This is a genomic window from Chryseobacterium sp. YIM B08800, assembly GCF_026163565.1.
Taxonomy (GTDB): domain Bacteria; phylum Bacteroidota; class Bacteroidia; order Flavobacteriales; family Weeksellaceae; genus Chryseobacterium.
Window position 1 is genome coordinate 28,542 of record NZ_JAPDKN010000033.1, and the last position, 23,817, is coordinate 52,358.

General features: G+C 33.6%; 21 protein-coding genes. 5 read left to right on the forward strand and 16 right to left on the reverse strand.

Translation table 11 applies throughout. The features are described 5' to 3' along the window. Window positions 1-30: 30 nt before the first annotated feature. The 14 genes from OEW74_RS13260 to OEW74_RS13325 form a co-directional block, all read right to left on the reverse strand. On the reverse strand, window positions 31-2,334 hold the full coding sequence (locus OEW74_RS13260; RefSeq protein ID WP_265428931.1) for a hypothetical protein: 2,304 nt from the start codon (window positions 2,332-2,334) through the stop codon (window positions 31-33). Window position 2,335: 1 nt separating this feature from the next. Then, window positions 2,336-2,860, reverse strand: a complete 525-nt coding sequence (locus OEW74_RS13265) for an LptE family protein (RefSeq protein WP_265428932.1) — start codon at window positions 2,858-2,860, stop codon at window positions 2,336-2,338. A gap of 13 nt (window positions 2,861-2,873) precedes the next feature. Beyond that, window positions 2,874-3,581 carry a hypothetical protein gene (locus OEW74_RS13270; protein WP_265428933.1) on the reverse strand — a complete coding sequence of 236 codons (708 nt, stop codon included), beginning with the start codon at window positions 3,579-3,581 and terminating at the stop codon, window positions 2,874-2,876. A 15-nt stretch (window positions 3,582-3,596) separates the two neighbouring features. Then, entirely contained in the window at window positions 3,597-4,883 is a 1,287-nt protein-coding gene (locus tag OEW74_RS13275; protein ID WP_265428934.1) for a sigma-54 interaction domain-containing protein, read from the reverse strand. Window positions 4,884-4,908: 25 nt separating this feature from the next. Further along, the gene (locus tag OEW74_RS13280) at window positions 4,909-5,709 is read right to left on the reverse strand and encodes a tetratricopeptide repeat protein (protein ID WP_265428935.1); all 801 of its coding nucleotides are present in this window, start codon (window positions 5,707-5,709) and stop codon (window positions 4,909-4,911) included. Further along, complete coding sequence (locus OEW74_RS13285) at window positions 5,681-6,121, reverse strand: hypothetical protein (protein ID WP_265428936.1); 441 nt, start codon at window positions 6,119-6,121, stop codon at window positions 5,681-5,683. The genes OEW74_RS13280 and OEW74_RS13285 overlap by 29 nt, the downstream gene beginning before the upstream one ends. A gap of 79 nt (window positions 6,122-6,200) precedes the next feature. Further along, entirely contained in the window at window positions 6,201-7,637 is a 1,437-nt protein-coding gene (gene miaB, locus OEW74_RS13290; protein WP_265428937.1) for a tRNA (N6-isopentenyl adenosine(37)-C2)-methylthiotransferase MiaB, read from the reverse strand. Window positions 7,638-7,809: 172 nt separating this feature from the next. Next, on the reverse strand, window positions 7,810-8,532 hold the full coding sequence (locus tag OEW74_RS13295; RefSeq protein WP_265428938.1) for a hypothetical protein: 723 nt from the start codon (window positions 8,530-8,532) through the stop codon (window positions 7,810-7,812). 72 nt (window positions 8,533-8,604) lie between these two features. After that, window positions 8,605-9,366: a hypothetical protein gene (locus OEW74_RS13300; RefSeq protein ID WP_265428939.1), complete on the reverse strand. Its 762-nt coding sequence runs from the start codon at window positions 9,364-9,366 to the stop codon at window positions 8,605-8,607. A gap of 65 nt (window positions 9,367-9,431) precedes the next feature. Beyond that, window positions 9,432-9,845 (reverse strand): energy transducer TonB, encoded by a 414-nt coding sequence (locus OEW74_RS13305; protein WP_265428940.1) that lies wholly within the window; start codon window positions 9,843-9,845, stop codon window positions 9,432-9,434. Between the two features lie 3 nt (window positions 9,846-9,848). After that, the gene (locus tag OEW74_RS13310; RefSeq protein WP_265428941.1) at window positions 9,849-10,331 is read right to left on the reverse strand and encodes an energy transducer TonB; all 483 of its coding nucleotides are present in this window, start codon (window positions 10,329-10,331) and stop codon (window positions 9,849-9,851) included. A gap of 177 nt (window positions 10,332-10,508) precedes the next feature. Next, window positions 10,509-11,708: a diaminopimelate decarboxylase gene (lysA, locus tag OEW74_RS13315; protein ID WP_265428942.1), complete on the reverse strand. Its 1,200-nt coding sequence runs from the start codon at window positions 11,706-11,708 to the stop codon at window positions 10,509-10,511. 235 nt (window positions 11,709-11,943) lie between these two features. Further along, the gene (locus tag OEW74_RS13320; protein ID WP_265428943.1) at window positions 11,944-13,167 is read right to left on the reverse strand and encodes a PolC-type DNA polymerase III; all 1,224 of its coding nucleotides are present in this window, start codon (window positions 13,165-13,167) and stop codon (window positions 11,944-11,946) included. A 124-nt stretch (window positions 13,168-13,291) separates the two neighbouring features. Next, window positions 13,292-14,818, reverse strand: a complete 1,527-nt coding sequence (locus OEW74_RS13325) for a helicase HerA-like domain-containing protein (protein ID WP_265428944.1) — start codon at window positions 14,816-14,818, stop codon at window positions 13,292-13,294. 158 nt (window positions 14,819-14,976) lie between these two features. Between OEW74_RS13325 and OEW74_RS13330 the strand changes: the two genes are divergently transcribed. The 4 genes from OEW74_RS13330 (at window position 14,977) to trxA (ending at window position 18,233) form a co-directional block, all read left to right on the forward strand. Next, on the forward strand, window positions 14,977-16,032 hold the full coding sequence (locus tag OEW74_RS13330) for a hypothetical protein (protein WP_265428945.1): 1,056 nt from the start codon (window positions 14,977-14,979) through the stop codon (window positions 16,030-16,032). 110 nt (window positions 16,033-16,142) lie between these two features. Beyond that, complete coding sequence (locus OEW74_RS13335; protein WP_265428946.1) at window positions 16,143-17,552, forward strand: MBL fold metallo-hydrolase; 1,410 nt, start codon at window positions 16,143-16,145, stop codon at window positions 17,550-17,552. Further along, entirely contained in the window at window positions 17,553-17,918 is a 366-nt protein-coding gene (locus OEW74_RS13340) for a rhodanese-like domain-containing protein (protein WP_265428947.1), read from the forward strand. It abuts the gene before it with no gap. Between the two features lie 15 nt (window positions 17,919-17,933). Next, window positions 17,934-18,233, forward strand: a complete 300-nt coding sequence (gene trxA / locus OEW74_RS13345) for a thioredoxin (protein ID WP_066678943.1) — start codon at window positions 17,934-17,936, stop codon at window positions 18,231-18,233. A 100-nt stretch (window positions 18,234-18,333) separates the two neighbouring features. Here trxA and OEW74_RS13350 read toward each other — a convergent pair whose 3' ends face one another. Next, window positions 18,334-20,382, reverse strand: a complete 2,049-nt coding sequence (locus OEW74_RS13350; protein ID WP_265428948.1) for a T9SS type A sorting domain-containing protein — start codon at window positions 20,380-20,382, stop codon at window positions 18,334-18,336. 234 nt (window positions 20,383-20,616) lie between these two features. Beyond that, entirely contained in the window at window positions 20,617-22,740 is a 2,124-nt protein-coding gene (locus OEW74_RS13355; RefSeq protein WP_265428949.1) for a T9SS type A sorting domain-containing protein, read from the reverse strand. A 147-nt stretch (window positions 22,741-22,887) separates the two neighbouring features. On the opposite strand from OEW74_RS13355, the gene OEW74_RS13360 reads away from it, so the two are divergent. Further along, window positions 22,888-23,754 (forward strand): AraC family transcriptional regulator, encoded by an 867-nt coding sequence (locus OEW74_RS13360; protein ID WP_265428950.1) that lies wholly within the window; start codon window positions 22,888-22,890, stop codon window positions 23,752-23,754. The last annotated feature ends 63 nt before the right edge of the window (window positions 23,755-23,817 follow it).

Here is a 23,817-nt window from a genome sequence, read left to right on the forward strand (position 1 = left end):
TTATTTTTCAATCCGAATAGAGAATAAATTTTAGTTTTTTCCTCTGTTATCCTTTACTTCCTGAATTCTGTTTTCGAAATATTCTTTTCGTTCAGGATGTTTATTGGCTAAAGTATGGAATGCATTGATTGCCTTAGTGTACAATTTCTGCTCAATATACAAATTAGCCAGAGTCTCGGTCATCAAGTGAGAAATATCGTCTGTTTTTTCTTTTACAACGAAATTTACCTCATCTTTTAACTGACTGATTTTAGGATTGTTTTCTATAAAAGATTCAATCGCTTTGTTTTTAATCTCTGTTTTTACTTTTTCAATTTCTTCCGTTCTGTCAATTTTCAGCCAACTTTGCCAAGTATTGATAAAACCAGGAACATTACTGTCTAAAAGAGTTTGCTTTTCTTCTTGTAAAGGTAATTCTTCAACTTTTTCTTGTGGAAAATCCTGTTGTTTTTCTTCCTCTTTTTTGATTGCCAAACTAGAAATATCTGCTCCAAAGAAAGAAACATTCATTACACGAACTTCTTCTTTTTCAGCAGAATCAGCAATTTCGGGTTCTGGATTTTCAACTTCATTTACAACTTCCTCAGAAATGTTTTCTGCAACAGTTTCTAATTTTTCTTCTTCTAAAATAATCTCTTCCAAAACTTCTTTTACTTCTTCAGGCTTTTCTTCCTGTACAGTTTCTATTTCTATTTTTTTGCTGAATGAATCGGGGGTATGAGATTCAATACTCATCGGTTTCCAGCCCGAATTTTCTTCTTTTACCTCTTCTAAAACAGGAGTTTCATTTTTTTCTTCTGAAACTTCTTCATGAGCAGCTTCTGTCTTTTCCTCAGCTTCAATTTCATTTGAAACAACAAAATCCTGGGTTTCAGCAAAACTTATTTCTCTTCCGCTTTCCTCTTCCGGCTCGTTTGCTTTTGCTTCAGATTCTTTTTTCTGAGCAGCTTTCATCTTTTTCTCAACTTCTTCAATCAGACGTCGCATTTCGTCTTCATGCTTATTGATAGTAGATTTTGGAGTCTCTGCGGGATTTATTTGCTCTGAAATGGGAGCTTCAATTTTAACTTCCGGTAAGAAAGCGTCTGTTCCGTGAAAACTTAATTCCGATTCATCATTGATTTTTTCTGAAACATCTTTAGAATCAATTTCATCTTCATTGATAATCACTTTCGGATTTAAAGCTTCAACAACCTCTTCATTTTCATTATGTTTCTCTAAATTCTCACTATCAATAGATTCTTCTGTCTGAACTTCAGCTTCAGGTTCGAAAGATTCTACTTCAAGGAAGCTTACTTCAGATTCATCATTGATTTTTTCTGCAACTTTTTCAGAATCAATTGAATCTTCACTGATAATCACTTCCGATTTTGCAGCTTCTAAAACATTCTCTGTATCAATACTTCCCTCTACATTCCCACTATCAATAGATTCTTCTGCCTGAACTTCTGCTTCAGGTTCAAAAGATTCTACTTCAAGGAAGCTCACTTCAGATTCATCATTGACTTTTTCTACAATTTTTTCAGAATCAATTGCGTCTTCACTGATAACTACTTCAGATTTTGCAGCTTCTAATACATTTTCTGTATCAATATTTTCTGTTGAATTTTCATTTTCAACAGATTCTTCTTTAGAAGTTTCTGTTTCAGGTTTTGCAAATTCTGCTTCAATAATGTTAACTTCAGTTTCTGAATTATTTTCAGAATTAATTACATTTTCATGAATATTTTCATTAGAAACTTCTACCGGAGGATTATCTTCTGTAGTTTTTTCTGCTTCAACAGTACGTTTAATCGGGAAAGAAGATTTTTGGGTAACAATTACTCCAGATTCCAATGTAGATTCCAAATCGATGGTATCTGCATTTTTTTCTTCAAGATAATTTTCTTCACCTTCAAATAAAATTCTGTTACGCTCACCGTTAACAACCACATGCTTGATTTCAGCTTTTGGAGTTGCCAAATTTTCTGAAGCTGTTTTATAATCGTGTTTCGGGAACGTTTTTTTCTCTTTTACCCACCAAAAAGGTTCTTTGGTATTCTGAGGTTTATCAGCAGTAACCTGGGGTTCTTTTTCTAAAGTTTCAGTTTTTCTCTGTTGAATTTTTCCGTTAATCAACTGATACAGAATTTTCTTATCTGTAGTATACGCAGCGGTTACTGACAATTCTTTCTGATAATTTTCTTTGTCAAAAAGATGAACACCATACAAATGCAAAGCTCGTATGTTTTGAATATAAGGGAAAGAATTAATTTCTTCTTTCAAAAGATGCAGATCTTCTGACTGTATGTTTTTCGGATTTTTTAATAATTCTAAAACTCTAGTATTCATCATATTACCAGTTCGCTACAATGTCGTTAAATATTTTGTTGATAATTCTATCCGTAACAAGCTTTACCTGAGAAGTTTCTATCTGACTTTGAGAAAGATTACTGTTGAATACTGCTTCATCAGAGAAATTCTTATCAAAACTCAATTCTGGGTGCAGCTTGTTTTCGTAACGAACTTTCACCGTAATTGTCAATTTATTCTGAGATTCCTGAATCGTTCCACCTGCGCTTGTCTGCTGTGTTGTAGAGCTGATCGTGGTTGGAGAAATTGAATAATCTGTAATTTCACCTTCAATCAAAATATCCGGATTTTGTTTTGTTCCTTTCAGAGTGGTACGCTGCAAAAATCTGTTTTGAATATCTGTAGAAAACTGCTGCGCCAAAGTAGGGTTTACTAACGCCGCATTGTTGGGAAACTCATTGATCTGTACAGTCTTTTCATCCGTAAGAGATGATCCTGTAAAAGAATAGCAAGAGTTTAAAAATCCTACAGATATGATTAAAAGGAAAAGATTTTTCAACTGATTCATTTTTTAAATAATTTTAATATTTTTCTGTAATACCGATTTCGGTAATTTCGTCGTATTCAATTTGTTGAATGGCATCGTCAAATGCAAAATAATTTGCAGTGTACATAAATGGCAATGTTAGGAAAATCCCGATTCCGCAAGCTATGGCACCAATCTGAGATAAAATACAGATTACAAAAGAGAACAAGAAAATATTTAAAAGATTTCCTTTAGTCATTACTTTTGAAATATTCCAAGCCGTTTTAATGTCTGTAACTCCTTTAAAAGTAATTAAGGCAGGAATATAACATCCCTTCAAAGCAAAATATAGAATTACAACAAACATTATAAACATATATGGGAACATTAAAATAGGCCCCATTACGCTTGGCTCGTCACTACCATAAGATGCAGCACCTCCTATTACTAAAATAAAAATCATCGGAATGTAAAGAACAATCATCCCACCAAAAATAATTAATTGGAGAATTAAATATGGCATAAAATCTTTAAAATCAAAAATCTCACCTGCACTTGCTGGCTGATTTTTAGAAAGTTTTCTAAGATATTTATAGTAATTACCAACTGCCAAAAGACCGCAAAGCGGAATAATTGTCATTAAGAAAGTGACTAAAAAGCCTACGAAAACTCCTCCAAAGTCTTTCTTTAAAAGTTCAAGGCCTTTGTTAATGTACTCGCCAAATTTAAAATTGATTGGTTTCGGTGTTAAATTTACATTCATGATTTTAGGTGTTGTTTATTCTTCTAAGTTATATTGTTTTATTTTCCTGTATAAAGTTCTCTGAGAAATACCCAACTCATCTGCCGCTCTGTTTCTTCTTCCGTTGTGCTTTTCTAAAGCTTTCACGATCAAATCTTTTTCATTATTCTGAAGAGATAGAGATTCCGGTCTGTTTTCTTCCACTTCAATGTCTTCAAAATCTTCGTAAGTATCATCAGAATTTGAAATAATTGTAGGGTTTTGAACACTCTGATTACTGTTGTTATTTTCAAAATACAGCAATGAATTGGCATTTGCAGTTTGCTGAGGTTCAGGCGTATAAATTCTGCTTATCAAATTTTTCTCCTGATTACTCAAATCTGCAGTTCCCCGATTCTTAATGAGTTCCGAAGTTAAGGATTTTAAATCATTAATATCATTCCTCATATCGAAGAGAATTTTATACATAATTTCTCTCTCGTTGCCAAAATCGGTCTGTTTTTGTCCGCTTGGCTGGTTCACAACCATTGGCAAATGAGCATCCATCGGAATATATTCTGCCAGTTTTGCAACCGAAATATTTCTATCACGCTCTACAACGGTCATTTGCTCAACCAAATTTCTTAGTTGACGCACATTCCCCGGAAAAGTATAATTTTCGATGTAATGTACCGCACTTGGGTCTAATTCAAGTTCCGGCATTCTGTATTTTTCGGCAAAATCGATGGCAAATTTTCTGAAAAGCAAATGAATATCGCCTTTTCTTTCTCTCAAAGCAGGCATATCAATCTGCACCGTATTGAGACGATAAAACAAATCTTCACGGAATCTTCCGTCCTGAATTGCTTTCATCATATTCACATTCGTAGCAGCAACGATTCTTACATTGGTTTTCTGTACCTGTGAAGAACCTACCTTCATAAATTCGCCGCTTTCCAAAACTCTTAACAGACGAACCTGCGTCTGCAAAGGCAATTCACCAACTTCATCAAGGAAAATCGTTCCGCCATCTGCCACTTCAAAATATCCTTTTCTAGTTGCAGTTGCTCCTGTAAAAGCTCCTTTTTCGTGCCCGAAAAGTTCGGAATCGATGGTTCCTTCGGGAATTGCACCACAGTTAACGACAATATAAGGTTGATGTTTTCTTTTAGATTCTGAATGAATGATTTTTGGGATAAATTCTTTCCCAACACCACTTTCTCCGACTACCAAAACGGAAATATCGGTGGGTGCTACCTGAATAGATTTTTCTAATGCTCGGTTTAAAGCCGGAAAATTTCCGATAATTCCGAAGCGGTTTTTTATATTTTGAAGCTCGTTCATTTTTTTAGATTTTAAATTTAATTTTTTACAGCTCTTCAATCTGAGCTCTGTAAACTTTGTTATAGTGATGGGTGTAGCTGTCTTTCATTGCTTTGCCATCATCGTACATTGTTAATGCTAAATTTTTTAAATCTAAATAATCTTTATTTCTAATTTTTGAAATTTTACTTTTAAAATATATATTTTCTGCAAATTCGTAAACTTTACTTTGCTTTTCGAAATTTTCTAAGGCTTTATCATATTTCCCAAGTTCAAAATAGGTAACTCCCAATTGATAATGATCGTAAAAACCAACATTATGGTCTTTTTTGGCCAATTGGTTTTCAATAATTGAGATTGCTTTTTCTTTTTTTCCTAAAGCCGAATAACAGATCGCTTTTGCAATGTGTAGTTCGTAATCTCCATTAGCAGAATATCCCAAATAACCTGTAGGATAGATTTTTTCTAAAGCTTCAATATCTGCGATTGCTCCTTTATAATCTCTAAGAAACTGATATTTGCACCAGCCTCTGTAGCCTAGATTTTTTTTCGGATCTAGTTCTACAGCCTTATCAATAAGCTTTTTCCAAGTTACAAAATCTCCTCTTTTTAGATAAGGAACAGATTTTTCGCTATAGGCATAATCAAAACCCGGACAAAGCTCAATGGCTTTATCAAAACTTTGTTGTGAAAAATTAAAACCCTGATATTCTGCGGCTTTATTAGAAATTCCACAAGCTTTTTTACAGTTTTCGTCTTCAAATACGTTACAGTTTACCTGAGCCGTAACATTGGTATAAAGAATGACGAGTATAAAACTAAGGCAGTATTTCTGAAACTTTTCCATACTCAATTTTATACGTTATATATTGATAGTAATCAATCTTTTTATTATTGATCTCTTTCACAATCCATCCATTCAAGGATTTTGTAAAATCTAAAAGCTGTGCTTCTAAATTTTTATCAACAGTTACTTCTTTGTAATCAAAATTCATTGCCTGAATTCTGAACAGCCCTGCTTTTCCTTCACAATTAACTAAAAATCTAACCGTTATATATCCATTTGAATTTTCATTTCCCTGAATTTTCAACGATTTCAATTTTTCTTCTATTGCGAGTTTTTCACCTTTATATTGAAACCCTTTAGAGTCATTATAATATTGAAAGCTAGAAGAAGCATTTTTATCACATATTTTAAAATTTATATCATCTTTTTGAGGATCAAAATCAATATCTCCTACTGATTTGTATTTATCCATATTTTTTTCACCCTGACAAGACATCAGAACAAAGAAAAAAACGGCAAAAAGATTTATAATTTTTATCAATGTTTGAAATTTATTTAACGGTTTCCCCTAAAAGTGTGCCTTGCGTGTTGTCAAATACAAAAACGTTCACAATGTCACCCATTTTTTGACCTTCCTGCATATCAAAAACACAAACGGCATTTTGAGAATTTCTACCTTTCCATTGGTTTTTGTTCTTTTTAGAAATTCCTTCAATTAAAACTTCGTGAACTCTTCCAACATAACCTTTCATTCTTTTTCTTGAAAGCTCACCCTGCAAAGCAATTACTTCTGCAAGACGTCTTTGCTTCACATCTGCAGGAATATCATCTTCCATCTTCTTGTGAGCCGGAGTTCCCGGTCTTTCGGAATAAGAGAACATATAACCGTAATCGTATTCTACTTCACGCATTAAGCTCATCGTTAATTGATGATCTTCTTCGGTCTCGGTACAAAAACCGATAATCATATCTTGTGAAAACGAAATATCCGGAACAATTTCTTTTCCTTTTTTTATTAAATCTAAATATTCCTGACGTGTATGTTGACGATTCATCAATTGCAGAATTCTATCGCTCCCACTTTGTACCGGTAAATGAACATATTTACAAACATTATCGTGCTTAGCAATCACTTTGAAAACCTCTTCCGTCATTTCGTGAGGATTGGAAGTAGAGAATCTGATTCTCATTTTCGGAACCGCAACTGCAACCATATCCAGAAGCTGAGCAAAATTAACCGCCGTTAATTTTTGCATTTCTGATGCTTTTGCAAAATCTTTTTTCGGACCGCCTCCATACCAAAGATAAGAGTCTACATTCTGCCCAAGCAAAGTGATTTCTTTGTAGCCATTATCCCACAAGCTTTTACATTCTTCAATAATCGAATGCGGATCACGACTTCTTTCGCGACCTCTGGTAAAAGGAACTACACAAAAAGTACACATATTATCGCAACCTCTTGTAATAGTCACAAAAGCTGTAACTCCATTTCCGCCTAGACGAACAGGATTAATGTCTGCGTATGTTTCTTCTTTTGAAAGGATAACATTGATGGCATCTCTACCGTCCTCAGTTTCTTTTAAAAGATTGGGTAAATCTCTGTATGCATCAGGACCAACAACCAAATCGACAAGCTGTTCTTCCTCTAAAAATTTGGTTTTAAGCCTTTCAGCCATACAACCCAAAACACCAACCGTCATGTTTGGTCGTTCTTTTTTTAGGTTTTTAAACTGAGCAAGACGCATTCTTACCGTTTGCTCTGCTTTTTCACGAATAGAACAGGTATTAAGAAGAATTAAATCAGCTTCTTCCACTTTAAGCGTGGTATTGTAACCTTGCTCATTAAGAATTGATGCAACAATTTCAGAATCAGAGAAATTCATCTGACAACCATAGCTTTCTAAGAATAATTTCTTAGAATTTCCATCTTTTTCTGCAATTGCAAAAGCTTCTCCCTGTTTGGTTTCGTCTATATATTTTTCCTGCACGATAGTCTTTTTTAAGGCGTAAAGCTTAATATTTTAAGGTTCACAGCATACAACTTTGAATTCAAAACATTAAACTTTGAACTTATTGAATTTGCAAAGATACAAAATCTTATGACAGATTGTCAGACAAATGATTTAGGATTAAAAAGACTTTTTGAAAATGCCAATAAAATTAATTGGCATTAAATCTTATTGGCATTTTGAAAGCCTGTTTAATAGGTACCCCTTTATAGTAACCAGGCTTCCAATAAGATTTACTTGTGTTTGATGCACAATCTACAACCATCTTATTGAATTTTTCTAAATTAGACTGATTATCAATATAAAAAAAGCCAGCTTCTCCGCTTGTATCTACATCAAAATTAAGGGTGAAAGAATAATCTATATTAGATTTATACCCATTAGAATCAAAACATTTTGCAAAATTTTCTCTAAACTTCTTAATATCACTTTCTTTATCTTTGTACATATAAATAGGTTTTGAGAATTCCTCTTCACTAAATCCTTTATCAAATAAGAAATCATCTGTAAAAAGATTACAGAACATTGCTGGTGTTTTATTTCCGTTTATTTCTGCCGGTTTCCAATTTTTCACATGTTTCATTACTTCCAACACCTTATTCTTCATGCATTTATTGTTTTCAACAGCAATTGTATCAGTATCTGCAACATATTTCACTTTATTATCCGGATAAATAATAAACCTCATAAATAACGCTTCAGTTTTGTCGCAAGGTTTCATGTTATTCTTTACAATAGCTTCCCTAATATCATTATTGAAGCCCTGCCTTCCTCCTTCATAAAAATCCTGACCTTTTGGATGACTGTATAAAACCTGTGCATTTATACCACTAAAAAAGATTGATAGAGCGAGAATAAAAATTTTAAGTTTCATAATAAAAAATATTAAAAAAAGCCGTTGCAAAATACAACGACTATTTCAATTATTGATATGTTTTACTAAAAATTAATAGCCAAACTTACTTCTGAAAAGAAAATCATTATTATAATTTCTAAATATTTTTTTTGAAGGTTTTAATGCTACTAAATAGAACCAAGTTGTAGGCGCACTATTGAAAGTCGCAGGAGCCCAATCTCCGGAAAGGTTGGATAATTGAATACTTAATTTCTCTGAATAAAAACGGCTTATTCCATCAGAAGTAAGGTAGGTATTTATTATCTTTCCTTTTTCATTAATAACAAATGCAATAAGACTGTAGTCCGTGGTATTGCTTAAGACATCCTTTGTCAGTACGATACTTACTTTTTTGAGTAACTCATCATGTCCATTACTATATATTGGAGGAGTGAAAACATTTTCTTTAGGATTAAGCTTTGAGTGATAAAGAACAAATGGAGCTACTGGAAATTTTGCAATTGCCTTCATTTTAACAGAATCAACTATAGCAGGATTCCACTTTTTCAACTTTGGAAGTATTTTTATAGCAAAATCATAGGCACATTTATTCTTTTGGATATTTATGGAATCAAAATCTTTTACAAAATTGATTGTTGCATCAGGATAAACTAAAACTGATGGATAATAAATTTCATCATTATTAGCACATTTTTTTATTTTATTTTCACGAGTGACTTTAATCATATCCACAAGTAGCCCATAAGAACCACCTTCATAAAAATCTTGACCTCTAGGATATTGCGGTAAAACTTGTGAATTGAAATAAACTAAAAAAAAGATCAGTATAAAAGAAAGTATTTTAAAATTCATATCTAAAAAAAGCCATCATAAGATTATAACAGCTAAAATAAATATTTTTATTAATGTAAAAAGAATTAATCTCCATGATCAAAATGATCTGAGGTAAAGTTTATTTTAATTACTTTTTTCGAAACGATTGGTTTTCCGTCCTTCATTGCAGGTTTCCATTTTTTCTTTACTCTTTTAATGGCGAAATCCATATCATCGATAAACAATTCACTGTTTTTTACTTTAGGTAAAACCTTAAGATTATCGACCTTTCCTTCTGTATTGATATCGAAAAGAAAAGTAAACTGTCCGTTCACAGCATATTTCCTCAAATCGATATAGCCATAAATCATTTTTAAAAACTCTTTGGTAAAAGCCTCATCACCTCCCGGAAATTCAGCTTTTTCTGTTATCGTAAACTTTTCAGTTTCAACTTTAGATTCTTGGGCGAAGCTTTTAAATCCTATTAATAAAATAAGTACAAAAAAATATTTTTTCATAATTTACATATCTGCAGATAATGATGAGAAACTCATCTTCAGTTTCATTTCAGATTTTACGGGTTGCCCGTTACACATTGCAGGTTTCCAGTCTTTTTTAATTCTTCTTACAACATATTGCATATCATCAAAGAAAACATCACTATTCAAAACTTTAGGATCTCCGGTTACATCAATTACTCTTCCCGCCGCATCAATGGTTAATGTAAAAGTAAAATCACCTGTCAAAGTATAGAAATCTGAATTCAAATAAGTATACATATATTTTCTGAGAATATCCTTGTAAGCTGCAGCTCCTCCTCCAAAGCTCGCCGCCTGAAAATCGTTACACCCTTTCACTGCAATTTGCATAAAAGGTTCTTTGATATCTATTTTTAATAAATTTTTATTGTTTTCTACAATAAAAGAATCATCTCTGTCTTCAAGATCCTGAGCAAATGCAAAATTTGCAGCAAAAAGCCCTATAAATAATGCCAGTGTTTTCATAAATATATTTTTAGTAAAATAGCACGTAAAATTATGCCAAAAAAAGAAGAAGTTCCGCCAGAATATTAAGTTTTTTATTAGAATTTTCTTATCATAAAATGACTTCCTAAAAACATGTAAATCATACTTTTATTTCAAATAAAAAACTCCACAATTTCTTGTGGAGCTCTATTATTTTTAAATGATTTCAATCTGATTTCTCAAAAGGTCTTCAAATTCATCTCTTTTTCTGATCAAATGAGCCTTTCCGTCTAAGAAAAGAACTTCCGCAGGTTTTAATCTTGAATTAAAATTTGAACTCATTTCAAAACCATAAGCTCCTGCATTGTGGAATGCCAAGACATCGCCTTCTCTTACTTCGTTCAATTTTCTGTCCCAGGCAAAAGTATCGGTTTCACAAATATTTCCTACAACAGTATAAATTCTTTCTGCACCTTTCGGATTAGATAAATTTTCAATCTGATGGTAAGAATCGTAGAACATCGGACGAATCAAGTGATTGAATCCAGAATTTACTCCCACAAAAACCGTTGCCGTTGTTTGTTTAATCACATTAGCTTTTACCAATAAATAACCGCTTTTTCCAACTAAAAATTTCCCCGGCTCAAACCACAGTTCGAATTTCTTACCAGTAGATTTCGAAAATTCTGCGATTACTTTTTCAACTTTTTTACCTAAAGTTTTCACATCGGTTTCTTCTTCGCTGTCTTGGTAAGGAATTTTGAAACCACTTCCCATATCCAGATATTTCAGATTCGGGAAATGCTCAGACAACTCAAGCATAATATCAAGAGCCTGAAGGAAAACATCCGGATCTTTGATTTCGCTTCCGGTGTGCATGTGAAGACCTTCTACATTCAAATTGGTAGATTTCATCACTCTTTCGATATGACGAACCTGATGAATAGAAATTCCGAATTTAGAATCGATATGACCTGTAGAAATTTTGTAGTTTCCTCCTGCAAAAATGTGAGGATTGATTCTTACCAAAATTGGATAGGTGTTTCCGTATTTGTTACCGAATTGCTCAAGAATAGAGATGTTATCGATATTGATATGAACTCCGTGTGTCATTGCTTCCTCTATTTCAGCCAAATCAACACAGTTTGGAGTGAACAAGATTTTCTCTTTCGGAAATCCTGCTTTTAGACCTAATTTAACTTCATTAATTGAAACACAATCCAAAGAAGCACCTAAGTTCTTTACATATTTTAAAATATTAATGTTGGTCAATGCCTTTGCAGCATAGAAGAACTTTGTGTGTTTTAAAAAAGAAGATGTAAGTTTTTCGTATTGGATTTTAATCGATTCTGCATCGTAAACATACACCGGGGTGCCAAATTCGCTGGCAATCTTTAATAATTCTTTTGAATTCATAATTTCAATTTTACATAAAAAAAGGCAGATTCTTCGAAAAGAGTCTGCCGCAATAATTATTTTTTATGCAAGGCAACTCCTTAAATATTCCAAACCTTAGAGAACCTTACAGCTCCCTTTTTACCAGTTTTATTTTGTTTAAAATTTTGCATTGCTTTTTTTATTCTTTTGCAAAAATACTATTTATTTTGAGAACATTAATTGATAAACATACATTTACCTGTAAAATTCTTTCTTATTTTGGTAATGGCAAGGTTTCAAAATCGCCACGAAGTATTGCCAATTGCAAATCATTGATGAGGTCATTTGCCGGCAAAGGCAAGTCTATTTTGAGTTTTGCAATTTTACTCATGGTTTGAATCTGTGTAAACAATTCGTAAAAACCATAAGACGTAATTTTTCCGTTTTCGATAATAAGAAAAAGTTTTTCACCCAGTTTTCTGCCGCTTCCCAACCAAATTTCGTTTCTTTTCCTGAAATCGATCTTCTTTTTGAAAACATTAATATCTTTAAATTCTTCAATTTTACTGATAAACTGCACCGCTTTTGAACCTTGCGTGAAAGCTTTAAATTTAAGAATCGGCTTTTCGGTTTTATTTAAAGTATTTTTTTCGACTAAATATTTATCATTTCTAAAATAAAGTCCGAAAGGCAATGTTTCCCTCTTTTTTACTCCTTTTGAATTTAAAATCAGCTTGGCAATAATATCAGTTCCTGTCAGTTCAAAATTAATTTGCTCAACCTCAGTCTGAATATTTTCCCATTTTTTTGACTTAGAATTAAAAAGCTTTTTAGAAAACTTATTAATATCCTGAACGTAATCTGAAAAAATAATTTTCCCTGCCTCATTTTGGAAATAAACAAATCCTTTTTCGCTTGGCAAATCCTGAGTTAACTGCTTGATTTTATTAATGTAAGTCTTAGCATTCGTTTCCTCGTGCTGCTCCTGAATAATCTCGTTACTCGTATCTTTTGAAAGCAATAATCTAAACAACTCTAAAGTCGCTCTTGCATCACCTTCTGCACGATGCGCATTCACCAAAGGAATTCCTAATGATTTAACCAATTTTCCCAAAGAATAGCTAACCTCATCCGGAATCAGTTTTTTCGCTAAAGGAATTGTATCTAAAGTATTGATTTTAAAATCATAACCAAGCCTTTGAAACGATTGACGGAGCATTCTGTAATCGAAATCGATATTGTGACCTACCAAAGTTGTACCTTCTGTGATTTCCACTACTCTTTTTGCCAATTCGTGAAATTTGGGAGCAGTTTTTACCATTTTAGGGCTTATATTTGTCAATTTCTGAACAAAAGGCGTAATCTCGCTTTCCGGATTAACGAGCGAAATAAACTGGTCTACAATTTTGTGACCGTCATATTTGAAAATGGCGATATCTATAATGCATTCTTTTCTAAAACCTGCACCATTGCTTTCTATATCTATAATTGAATACATTATAATCTTCTTAATCTTCTTTAATCAAAAATCAAACCTTTTGAAATTTTGATTTTACTAAAAGGCAATTCTGCTAAAATAATGAAATTACTTTAAGAAATCCAAAAACCAAGCCCTCAAAACACTATCTTTTTCTTCCGCCCAAGCCAAACATTCCCAGAATCGCTTTTGCGCCTTCACGCAATAAAGTATTAGTAAAAGTTCTTCCCTGTCTGCTATTTAAAACCTGTTCAAACATTCCCGGCTCTTCTTTTACTGGTTTTGTTTTCTGAGTTGGCGCCGAATTTTCAACAGCCTGTTCCATTCTTCTTACTAAAATTTCGTAGGCAGACTCGCTGTCGATTGGCTTTTCATATTTTGAAACCAAGGCTGACCTTGATGTTAATTCTGAAACTTCTGCATCATTCAACACATCCATTCTTGATTCAGGAGAAATCAGATATGTGTGAACAAGCGGTGTTGGAATTCCTTTTTCATCCAAAGCGGTGATAAAAGCTTCCCCAATTCCTAAATTTTGTATCAACTCAGAAGCATTGTAAAACTCTGTTGTAGGATAATTTTCTACAGCTTTAGAAATTTCTTTTTTATCTTTTGCGGTAAAACCTCTCAATGCGTGCTGAATTTTTAAACCCAATTGCGAAAGCACATTTTCAGGAACATCCCCCGGAATCTGAGTTATAAAGTAAATTCCAACACCTTTAGAACGAATCAATTTTACCATCGTTTCTATTTGTGAAACCAATGCTTTTGAAGATTCATCAAAAATCAAATGCGCTTCATCGATAAACAAAACCAATTTTGGTTTTCCGCTGTCGCCTTCTTCTGGGAAAGTCATGTAAATTTCAGCAAAAAGCGAAAGCATAAATGTTGAAAACAACTGTGGTTTGTTTTGAATATCGGCAACTCTTAAAATATTGACAACGCCTTTTCCGTCGCGTGTTTCCAATAAATCATGAACATCAAAACTCAGTTCACCAAAAAAATCTGCAGCACCTTGCTGTTCTAAAGCTACAATCGACCTGAGAATTGCGCCTAAAGAAGCTGAAGCAATAGAACCATAATTGGCAGACAATTCGGCTTTACCTTGCGGATTATCGGTTACATATTGCAGAACTTTCTTTAAATCGTTTAAATCAATTAAGGGCAAACCTTTGTCATCACAATATTTAAAAACAATCGACATGATGCTTTGCTGAGTATCATTCAATTCTAAAATCTTGCTTAACAAAACAGGACCAAATTCGGTAACCGTTGCACGCAATTTCACACCTTTTCCACCGGAAATACTCATTAATTCTACAGGAAAAGCCTGCGGATTATACGGAAGCTGCGTTTTTGCATATCGTTCTTCAATGATAGAATTCATTTGTCCCGACTCTGCAATTCCAGAAAAATCACCCTTGATATCTAAAACCAAAGATGGAATTCCGGCGTGAGAAAGCTGTTCGGCGAAAACCTGAAGTGTTTTTGTTTTTCCGGTTCCCGTTGCTCCAGCAATCAAACCATGACGATTGATGGTTTTTAAAGGAATCGTAACATTGACTTCAGTAACTACTTCGCCATCCAACATTCCTTTTCCTAAAATAATATTTTCTCCTTTGGGAGTATATCTTGTAGAAAGTTCTTCGATAAATTTTGTTTTGTCTGCCATTTGATATTTTTAACACCTAAAGATAAAGTTTTTTGTAAAAAGTTTTAATAATCTCTTTTACTTTATCACATTCATTATTATGGTTTTTCATAAAATAAATTTAATTTCGCAATAAGACAGGCTTAATAACGCCTTCGTAAAAAGTAAATACATGAATCATGTTTAAAAAAAATCTATTTTTTGTCCTTTGTTTTGTTTCATCATTTTTTCTTTCTCAACAAAATCAAAAACCGGTTGACCTTAAAGTAAAAGAAGACTTCACTCATCAATGGACTAAAACGGTTTTTCCAAAACTTTGGGCAGGGTTTGAGAGAGAAGTTGTACGAACGTTTGACTCTAAAAACCAAAACATGGCAATCAGCTATGTACAAAAACATTCAAAGAAAAGCAAAACGGTTCTTACGGTTTATATTTATCCGAAAAGCGAAATCAATAATCAAACACTTAGAGATGAGTTTCTGAGCTATTTGGTAGCCATTAATAAAAACTCTCAGTCTTATGTTGAGATGAAACCTTTATTCGGAAAACTTTCGAATGATAAGCTTAATGTGCATTATATTTATTCATTATTCAAAAACTCAATTGTTGAAGCTGATTTTTTTAAAGGCATTAGACCTGTCGAAAAAAACTCTTTGCTTTCTATTTATGAAAGCGGTGGATGGACATTTAAAATAAGAATTTCAAGCGATGAAATGACCAACGAGCAATTGACTGGACTAAAGCAGAAAACAGAAAACTATTTTAATGTTTTGGATATTGCTGCAATAAAAACATTACCAGTAAACGATGCTCCTGATGTTTTACTTTCTCCCGTTGTTAAAAGAGATTCTATGATGGCTAAAGCAACTATTGCTGCCGCAGAAGCTAAAATAGAATGGATGAAAAATAATTCGGATATAAAAGATATCTTGACAGGTTTTAATGATATGAAAATTGAATCTGAAGTTTATGCTACAGAAAAGATGTTAGAATTTTACAAAACGAACAAAAATAATTGGGAAATAACTCCTGAGACACAAAAATATTTTGATGACATGATTGTAATTTCAGATAATAAACAAATTAAAAATTATATTTATGATAAATATATGGGAGTAATAGATTATCCTGAAGGTGAAACTCATAAGAAATCATACTTTCAATTTAAAACAGACCACAAAATTTCTAAAGAACTTGATGAAATTTACTTCAAACTATTTTATAATTTAGACTAAATAAATCTTTATAGATTTATTCTATCATAACAGATATTTTATTTTAACTCGTATTAAAAAATAAAACCCGATTTTTGTAAATCAAAGAACAAAAAATTCTCAAACAAAAAATGAAAATTGAGCAAATATATACAGGCTGTTTAGCACAAGGTGCATATTATATCGTATCAGAAAATGAAGCAGCAATCATCGATCCGCTGAGAGAAGTAAAACCATATCTTGACCGTCTTGAAAAAGACAATGTCACATTAAAATATATTTTTGAAACTCATTTTCATGCAGATTTTGTTTCAGGACATTTAGATTTAAGTAAAAACACTAATGCCCCTATTGTTTACGGGCCCACTGCACAACCTGAATTTGAGGCCATTATCGCAGAAGACAATCAGATTTTTGAAATCGGAAATATCAAAATAAAAGTACTTCACACCCCTGGTCACACGATGGAAAGCACCACTTACCTTCTAATTGACGAAAACGGTGTAGAAACTGCCATTTTTACAGGAGACACTTTATTTTTAGGTGATGTAGGACGACCTGATCTTGCTCAAAAAGCAGGAAGTGTTACCCAAGAAGATCTTGCGGGAATTTTATATGAAAGTTTACACAGTAAAATTCTTCCTTTAGATGACAGTATTACGGTTTATCCGGCTCATGGAGCGGGTTCGGCTTGCGGAAAAAACATGCAGAAAGAGACCGTAGATATTTTAGGAAATCAAAAAAGAACAAATTACGCATTAAATCAGCCTGATAAAGAATCATTTATAAGAGAAGTTTTAGACGGATTAACTGCTCCACCTAAATATTTCGGGATGAATGTTGCCATGAATAAAGGTGGTTACGATAGTTTAGATACTGTGATGAACAGAGGTTTAAACCCTATTTTAGTAGAAGATTTTGAAAGTTTTGCTGAAGAAACAGGAGCTTTAATCTTAGATACAAGAGGACCTGCAGATTTTCATAAAGGATATATTCCAAATGCAATCAATATCGGTTTAAAAGGTGATTTTGCACCGTGGGTAGGAAGTCTCATTGTAGACGTAAAACATCCTCTATTGCTGGTTTCTGACGAAGGAACTGAAGAGGAAGTAATTACAAGATTAAGCAGAGTTGGTTTTGACAATGTTTTAGGTTATTTAAAAGGTGGTTTTGAAGCTTGGAAAAATTCAACAAAGGAAATCGACGAAGTAAAAAGAATTTCCCCTGCCGAATTTGCAGAAGCATTTAATGAAAATTCAAAAATTATTGATGTAAGAAAAATCGGAGAATATTCGGCTGAACATATCGACAACGCTTACAGCAGACCTTTAGATACGATCAGCGACTGGGTTTCTACCATTGATGATTCTGAACATTTCTTTTTGCATTGTGCAGGAGGTTACAGAAGCATGATTGCGGCAAGCATCCTTAACTCACATGGAATCAGAAACTTCACTGAAATAGAAGGTGGTTTTAACGGCATCAAAAAAACAGAAAAACTTCCTGTTTCAGATTTTGTATGTCAATCTAAAACATTGTAGATGAAAGTAAAAGTAGGTGCACTAATCCTGATTTCAGTATTTGCGTTAAATAGTTGTAAAACAAAAGCGGTATCAGACAATACCATTAAAACCAATATCAAGGAGGTTGTAAAAAGCTCCGATGTTGTTTTGGTTGATGTAAGAATTCCGGAACAATATTCTGAAGCAACAGCGAAAGACGCCGTGAATATTCCTTTGGCTGAACTTCAAAATAATATTGAAAATCTGAAAGGAAAAAAAGTTGTTGTTTTCTGCAACAAAGGTATACAGGCGGATGAGGCTGTGGAAATTCTGAAGAAAAACGGAGTTGAGGTTTATGACGGAACCACCTGGAAAAATGTGAAAGCCATTCAGGAAGAAAAATAATAAAAACGAAATACGATGTCTCAAAAATTCCAAGAAATAATAGATTCTGAAAGACCGGTTTTAATCGATTTTTTTGCTACTTGGTGTCAACCATGCAAAGTGCAGTCGTCGGTTCTGAATACAGTGAAAGAAAATGTTGGCGAAAAAGCCAGAATTATAAAAATTGATGTCGATCAGTATCCTTCAATTGCTTCTCAGTATGGAGTTCGTGGAGTTCCTACCTTAGCAGTTTTCAAAAAAGGAGAATTGTTATATAAAGAAAGCGGCGTGCATGACGTAAACCGATTGACGCAACTTTTGGAACAGTATATGTAACTGATTAAAAAAAAATTAGCCTAAATGTTGGCTTATAAAAAAGGCTTAGATTGTGAAATCTAAGCCTTCTCTTTTGAAACGATGTAAATCCTAAAAAGTATTAATTTTTAATCACTTTCTTAGAAATTTTTTGTCCGTTTTTCAATTGTAATTCAACAATATAAACTCCTTTTTGAAGCAGCTGCATATTGATTGTATTATTTGAAAACTGTACATTCATTTTTTGTCCTACAACATTGGTAACGTTTACTTTTTCAATATCAGAATCTGTTTTAATATTTAAAATTCCGTTTGTAGGATTAGGGTAAATTCCAATAACATTTCTTTTGATATCTGAAGTTCCTAAACCAGTGGTAACATTTTTAATACATCTTACAGATTGACCTTGAGCTCTTGGTCCGCCAGAGTTTGGATTGGCTATAGCTGTAGAATTATATAAATATTTTCCTCCTGAAACGGCAACATCTCCACTCCAATAATATCCTCTTTCACCCACATAAGTAAATCCTCCTGAGCTCTGGCTTCTATAACCTGCCGCAGGTAATTTTAATTTGCTTGTAAATGCATTTGCCGCACTAGACATTCCTTCTGCACTTACAGCCGCAACCCAATCAGCCTGAGAAGGTAATTTCCAGTCTGCACCGATTGCTTTACAAGGATCAACACTTACTTCTGAAGTTATTGCGGAAACATTTGCCCCATTCCAAAGATCACTTGAAGCATTTGTTGACCACCACGCAGGATTATTTCCTAAAATAAATGACGTGATACCAGAAAGACCAGTAGGATTATTGATTGCCGGAACCGTTGTTGTAGCAGAATTTCTGTTTTGGTGACCATCATCCCATCTTCCCCACTGGAAAAGATCTCCGAAAGATTCTGAATCTGCCATAGAAGTTGCCACTTGTCTACTTCCTAAGTTTTGCTGAAGCCAAACTTTACCATCTGATCCTCTTACTGTTGTGTAAGTTACTTGCTGACCTTTGTAAGTGAAAGTTACACAACTTGTATCTCCTGGGTTCATTCCGGGATCTGCGTTATTACATGTAGGTGTTGTAGTAGGCAACTGAACTCTCTTTACTCTTACTCCATTTTGAGAATAAGTAAGAACCAAAGTATTGTTTGCTGCGTCATATTGTAAATCATTATATAAAGCAGTACCATCTGATACAAAATCTCCACCAAAAGCTGTCCAAGTATTGTTTGCCGCATCAAATTCGTAAACTGTGTTTTTTCCTCCATTTACAGACCATCCACTTGCTACAGTGTATAGTTTACCGGAAGGCGTAACCGCAATAGAAACATTATACAAGTCATTTGAAATTCCAAAATCGGCATTTCCAACCTGTACCCAGTTTGTTCCGTCAAATTTCTTCACATTCAGTCTTCTGTTATTTGCAGCTGTAGATGAATAAACAACATACAAAGTATTGTCTGAGCCAATTGCAATATCCGAAGTTGCGTTTGCACCTTCTGTAAATGCACTACCCACTGAAGCTCCACCAACTAAAGACCATGCATCTGTTGCAGAAGCGGTTAAACTATTTTCAAAAACTCTTACTCCGGAGGCAATATGACAAACATAAACCTTTCCGTTTGTTCCGATAACCATTTCTGCATGAGTAGGGTTTGCCCCTGCAATATTTGTAGGACCTACCTGTTCCCAAGCTCCGTTAACCAATCTTTTTACAGTTCCTGAACCTACAGATGCATACACATAAGGAATACCATTTGGAGCCACTGCTGATGCCTGATAATTTGTTGTATCTGTAAATGGAAGAGAAAGTAAACTCCATGATGTTCCGTCAAATTTTCTTACTTCCATTCCTGAGTTGGGATAACCCCATTGATTGGTATAATACAAATTACCCGAAGTATCTAATGAAAGCGAATTATAGGTCGCTGTAGCAGTTGTAATTCCTGCATTTCCTCCAACGTATGACCAAGAAGTTCCGTTAAATTTTTGAACCGAGCCTTTTGTAACTGAAACATCATAGTAAGAAACATAATAATTTCCCTGTGCATCAATTGCCAGATTATTATAACTGCTTCCACCTGTGGAAATACTTCCTGCAGAACCTACATCAACCCATTGTTGAGCATTCAGTAAACCTACTGCGATAGAAAGGATACCAAAACCGGCTCCCATTCTTTTTATTTTTGATTGTAAATTTTTAAACACAAATAAGTTATTTTTATTTATTCTAAATTATTTTAAATTTTCAGCAAAATTAATCCCGAAAACAAAAAAAGAGTTATCATTTCCCATTTTTTAGTTATCCTATCAAACATGATGATTGTCATTCATCTGAATTTAAAAGCATTAGACGGCAATCTCAAAAAAGAAACAGCCGTCTAAAACGAGTCAAATATTAAATGAATGTTAGTTTTTAATTACTTTCTTAGAAATTTTTTGTCCGTTTTTCAATACCAATTCTACAATATAGACTCCGCTTGGTAATCCTTGCATATTAATTTGATTATTCGAATACTGAATTTTTAATCTTTGCCCGACAACATTGGTTACGTTTACGGCATTAACTTCAGAATCTGTTTTAATATTTAAAATTCCATTGGTTGGGCTAGGATAAACTCCGATGGTTACTTTTTTAATTTCTGAAGTTCCCAATCCTGCTGTAACATCTTTTATGCATCTTACAGACATTCCCGCATCTCTGCTTGCGCTGTTAGACAAAGTTGAAAATCCACTGATATATAAGTGCTGACCAGAACCTGTATAAGGTGACGCTGACGAAGACCAAAGATAAAGTCGAGTTCCTGGAGAGAAAATACCGCTATAATCCTTCATTCCTGCGGGAATCAGTTTTAAATGACTTGAAAGTGCCGAATTATACTCTGAAATATTTTCTGCCACCATCGCTGCATCAATTTCTCCAACGGTTGGAAGTCTCCAATTTAAACCGATTGCTTTGCAAGGATCTGCTCCGTTTGTTGAGGTTGCAGATGAAGCATTTTCAGCTGTCCAAGTATCGGAAGTCGTTCCTCCGGACCAGAAATTTGATGACGAATTATATGCTGCAGAATGGAAATTTGTATTTCCTCCGTTTAAACCTGAAGGATTATTCGGTGAAGGAGCTGTAGCCGATAAAGATGAATTTCTCAATTGATGGCCATCATCCCATCTTCCCCATTGGAACAAGTCTCCGTAAGCATCAGAATCTGTAAGTGATTCTGCTACTTTCGTGCTTCCTAGATTTTGCTGTAGCCAGATTTTACCATCCGTTCCTCTTACTGTTGTGTATGTAACCGATTGTCCTCTGTAATTAAATGTTACACAACCAACATCTCCTGGGTTATTTCCTGGGTCTGCATTATTGCATGATGGCTGAACCTGTAATGCAAATTTTTTCACAACAGTTCCTTCAGTAATTCCTTGAGAAAAATAATCATCTAAAGAATAAGCCAAAACCAAACTATTAGTGTTGGTATCAAATTCTAAATCATTATAGTGTGTAGAGCCATCAGACACATAATTTCCTCCAAATGCGCTCCATGTATTAGTCGTTGTATTGATTTCATATACCGTATTTTTACCTTCATTTTCATACCAGCTACTTGCAGCAACAAACGGCTTTCCTTGTGGAGTAACAGCTATTGAAAAATCTAGATTACTTTCAGCTACACCAAAATTTTCGTCTCCTAATTGCAACCAGCTAGTACCATCAAATTTCTTTACATTAATTTTTCTAAGTAAACTGTTTGGGTCATTTGGATTATTTAATGTTTTACCATACACTACATACAAACTATTATCAGCACCCATCGTAAAATCTAAGGTAGCATATACACTTTCGGTAAAAGCATTTCCTAAAGAAACTCCTCCCACCAACGTCCAAGATGTCGTAGATGACGCTGTTAATGTATTTTCATAGACACTTACCACCCCATTAGAGATTTGACAAACATAGACTTTTCCATTAGTTCCAATTTTAATTTTGCTATGGTAAACGGTTCCAGAAACTACATTAGCCCCTATTTGTTGCCATACACCATTTACAAAACATCTTACAGTACCCTGAACATACGTATACAAAATATTATCTGATGAAACCACTGAAGACGGATATCCTGCAAAACCACTCGTAGGAATAGAAATCAAAGAAGACCATGCAGCTGCGGAAAATTTATTGACATCCATATTGTTCCCCTTACTTAAGTGATAAACACTACCATCGGATGCCACTGATAAAGAATTATGATTAGCGTAATCATCGGTAACCCCAGCCGAACCTCCTAGATAAGACCATGAAGCCCCGTTAAGTTTTTGTACCGAACCTTTATCCACTGAAAGATCGTAATAAGAAATATAATAATTTCCTGAGTTATCTATTACAAGGTCATTAAAACCACTTCCGGATGCAGAAATTATTGCTGAATTACCAACATTTTGCCATTGTTGAGCTTTTACAAAATTACTTCCTGCAATCGATAGCACAAAAACACTTAAGCTGAGTTTTGCTACTGAAGAATATAAATTTCTAAACATAATATATATTGTTTTTATTTATTCTAAATTTAATTTACTTTTGCAAAAGTAACTTGCATCTTAAATCCCTAGTTATCATTTTCAAATTTTCACTTATCGGATGCAGGCTCTTACATGAGTAATATGGAAACAAAAACGCTTCGCACAATGAAACAGACGAAAAGAGGCTTACTATTTAAATCTGAGGACATTAAAGTGATTTTTAATGAAGATGAAACAACAGAAAATTATCTAAGATCTCATTTTATTGAAGGAGAATCTAGTTTTAATCTTTTGTTTTTACTGAGTCCCAATATCAATTTGAGAGCATCAGATTGTGGTACTTATTTTAAATTTCAAAAAAACCAATATATCCTGCATTATTCTTCATTAGAAAATCGTGCAGAATTGTGGACAGAGGATCAGGAAGTTTTAAAGTACTTGCAGATACAGATCAATTATCAATATGTTTTTAATCTGATCGATCCGCATTCTAACTCTGAAAGTGCCGAAATTCTGAAAAATATGAAGAATAATAATTTTATTTTTCTTCATAAGCAGACTCCACCCAATATGACGGTAGAAATGCACATGATATTGAAGGAAATTTCCGGGTATTCTAGAATAGGAGTTATGCAAAAGCTCTTTATTGAAGCAAAGATCATCAAACTATTAATTCTGATATTCGAGCAGTTCAATGAAAAAGATATTAAAGAAGACCTGTCTAAAACGCCAGAAACGATCAAAAAATTTTTAGATGAAAACTATCATAAGAATCTTAAAATAGAAGAGATCTCTAAAATTATAGGTATTAATCCAAATAAGTTAAGAAAAGAATTTAAAGAACATTATCAAACCACAATTGTAGATTATATTTCAGAACTTAGAATGTTGAAAGCTAAAAAAATGATCATCAACAAAGAAATAATGATCAAAGAAATAGCTATAGAATGCGGCTATGAATACGTACAGAATTTCACCCGAGCCTTCAAGAAAAAATTCGGAGTATCACCAGAAAAACTGAGACTGGGATAAAAAGAGCAAAACCACTAAAATAAATTTAGTGGTTTAATATATGTTGTTTTGCTTTGATATTAC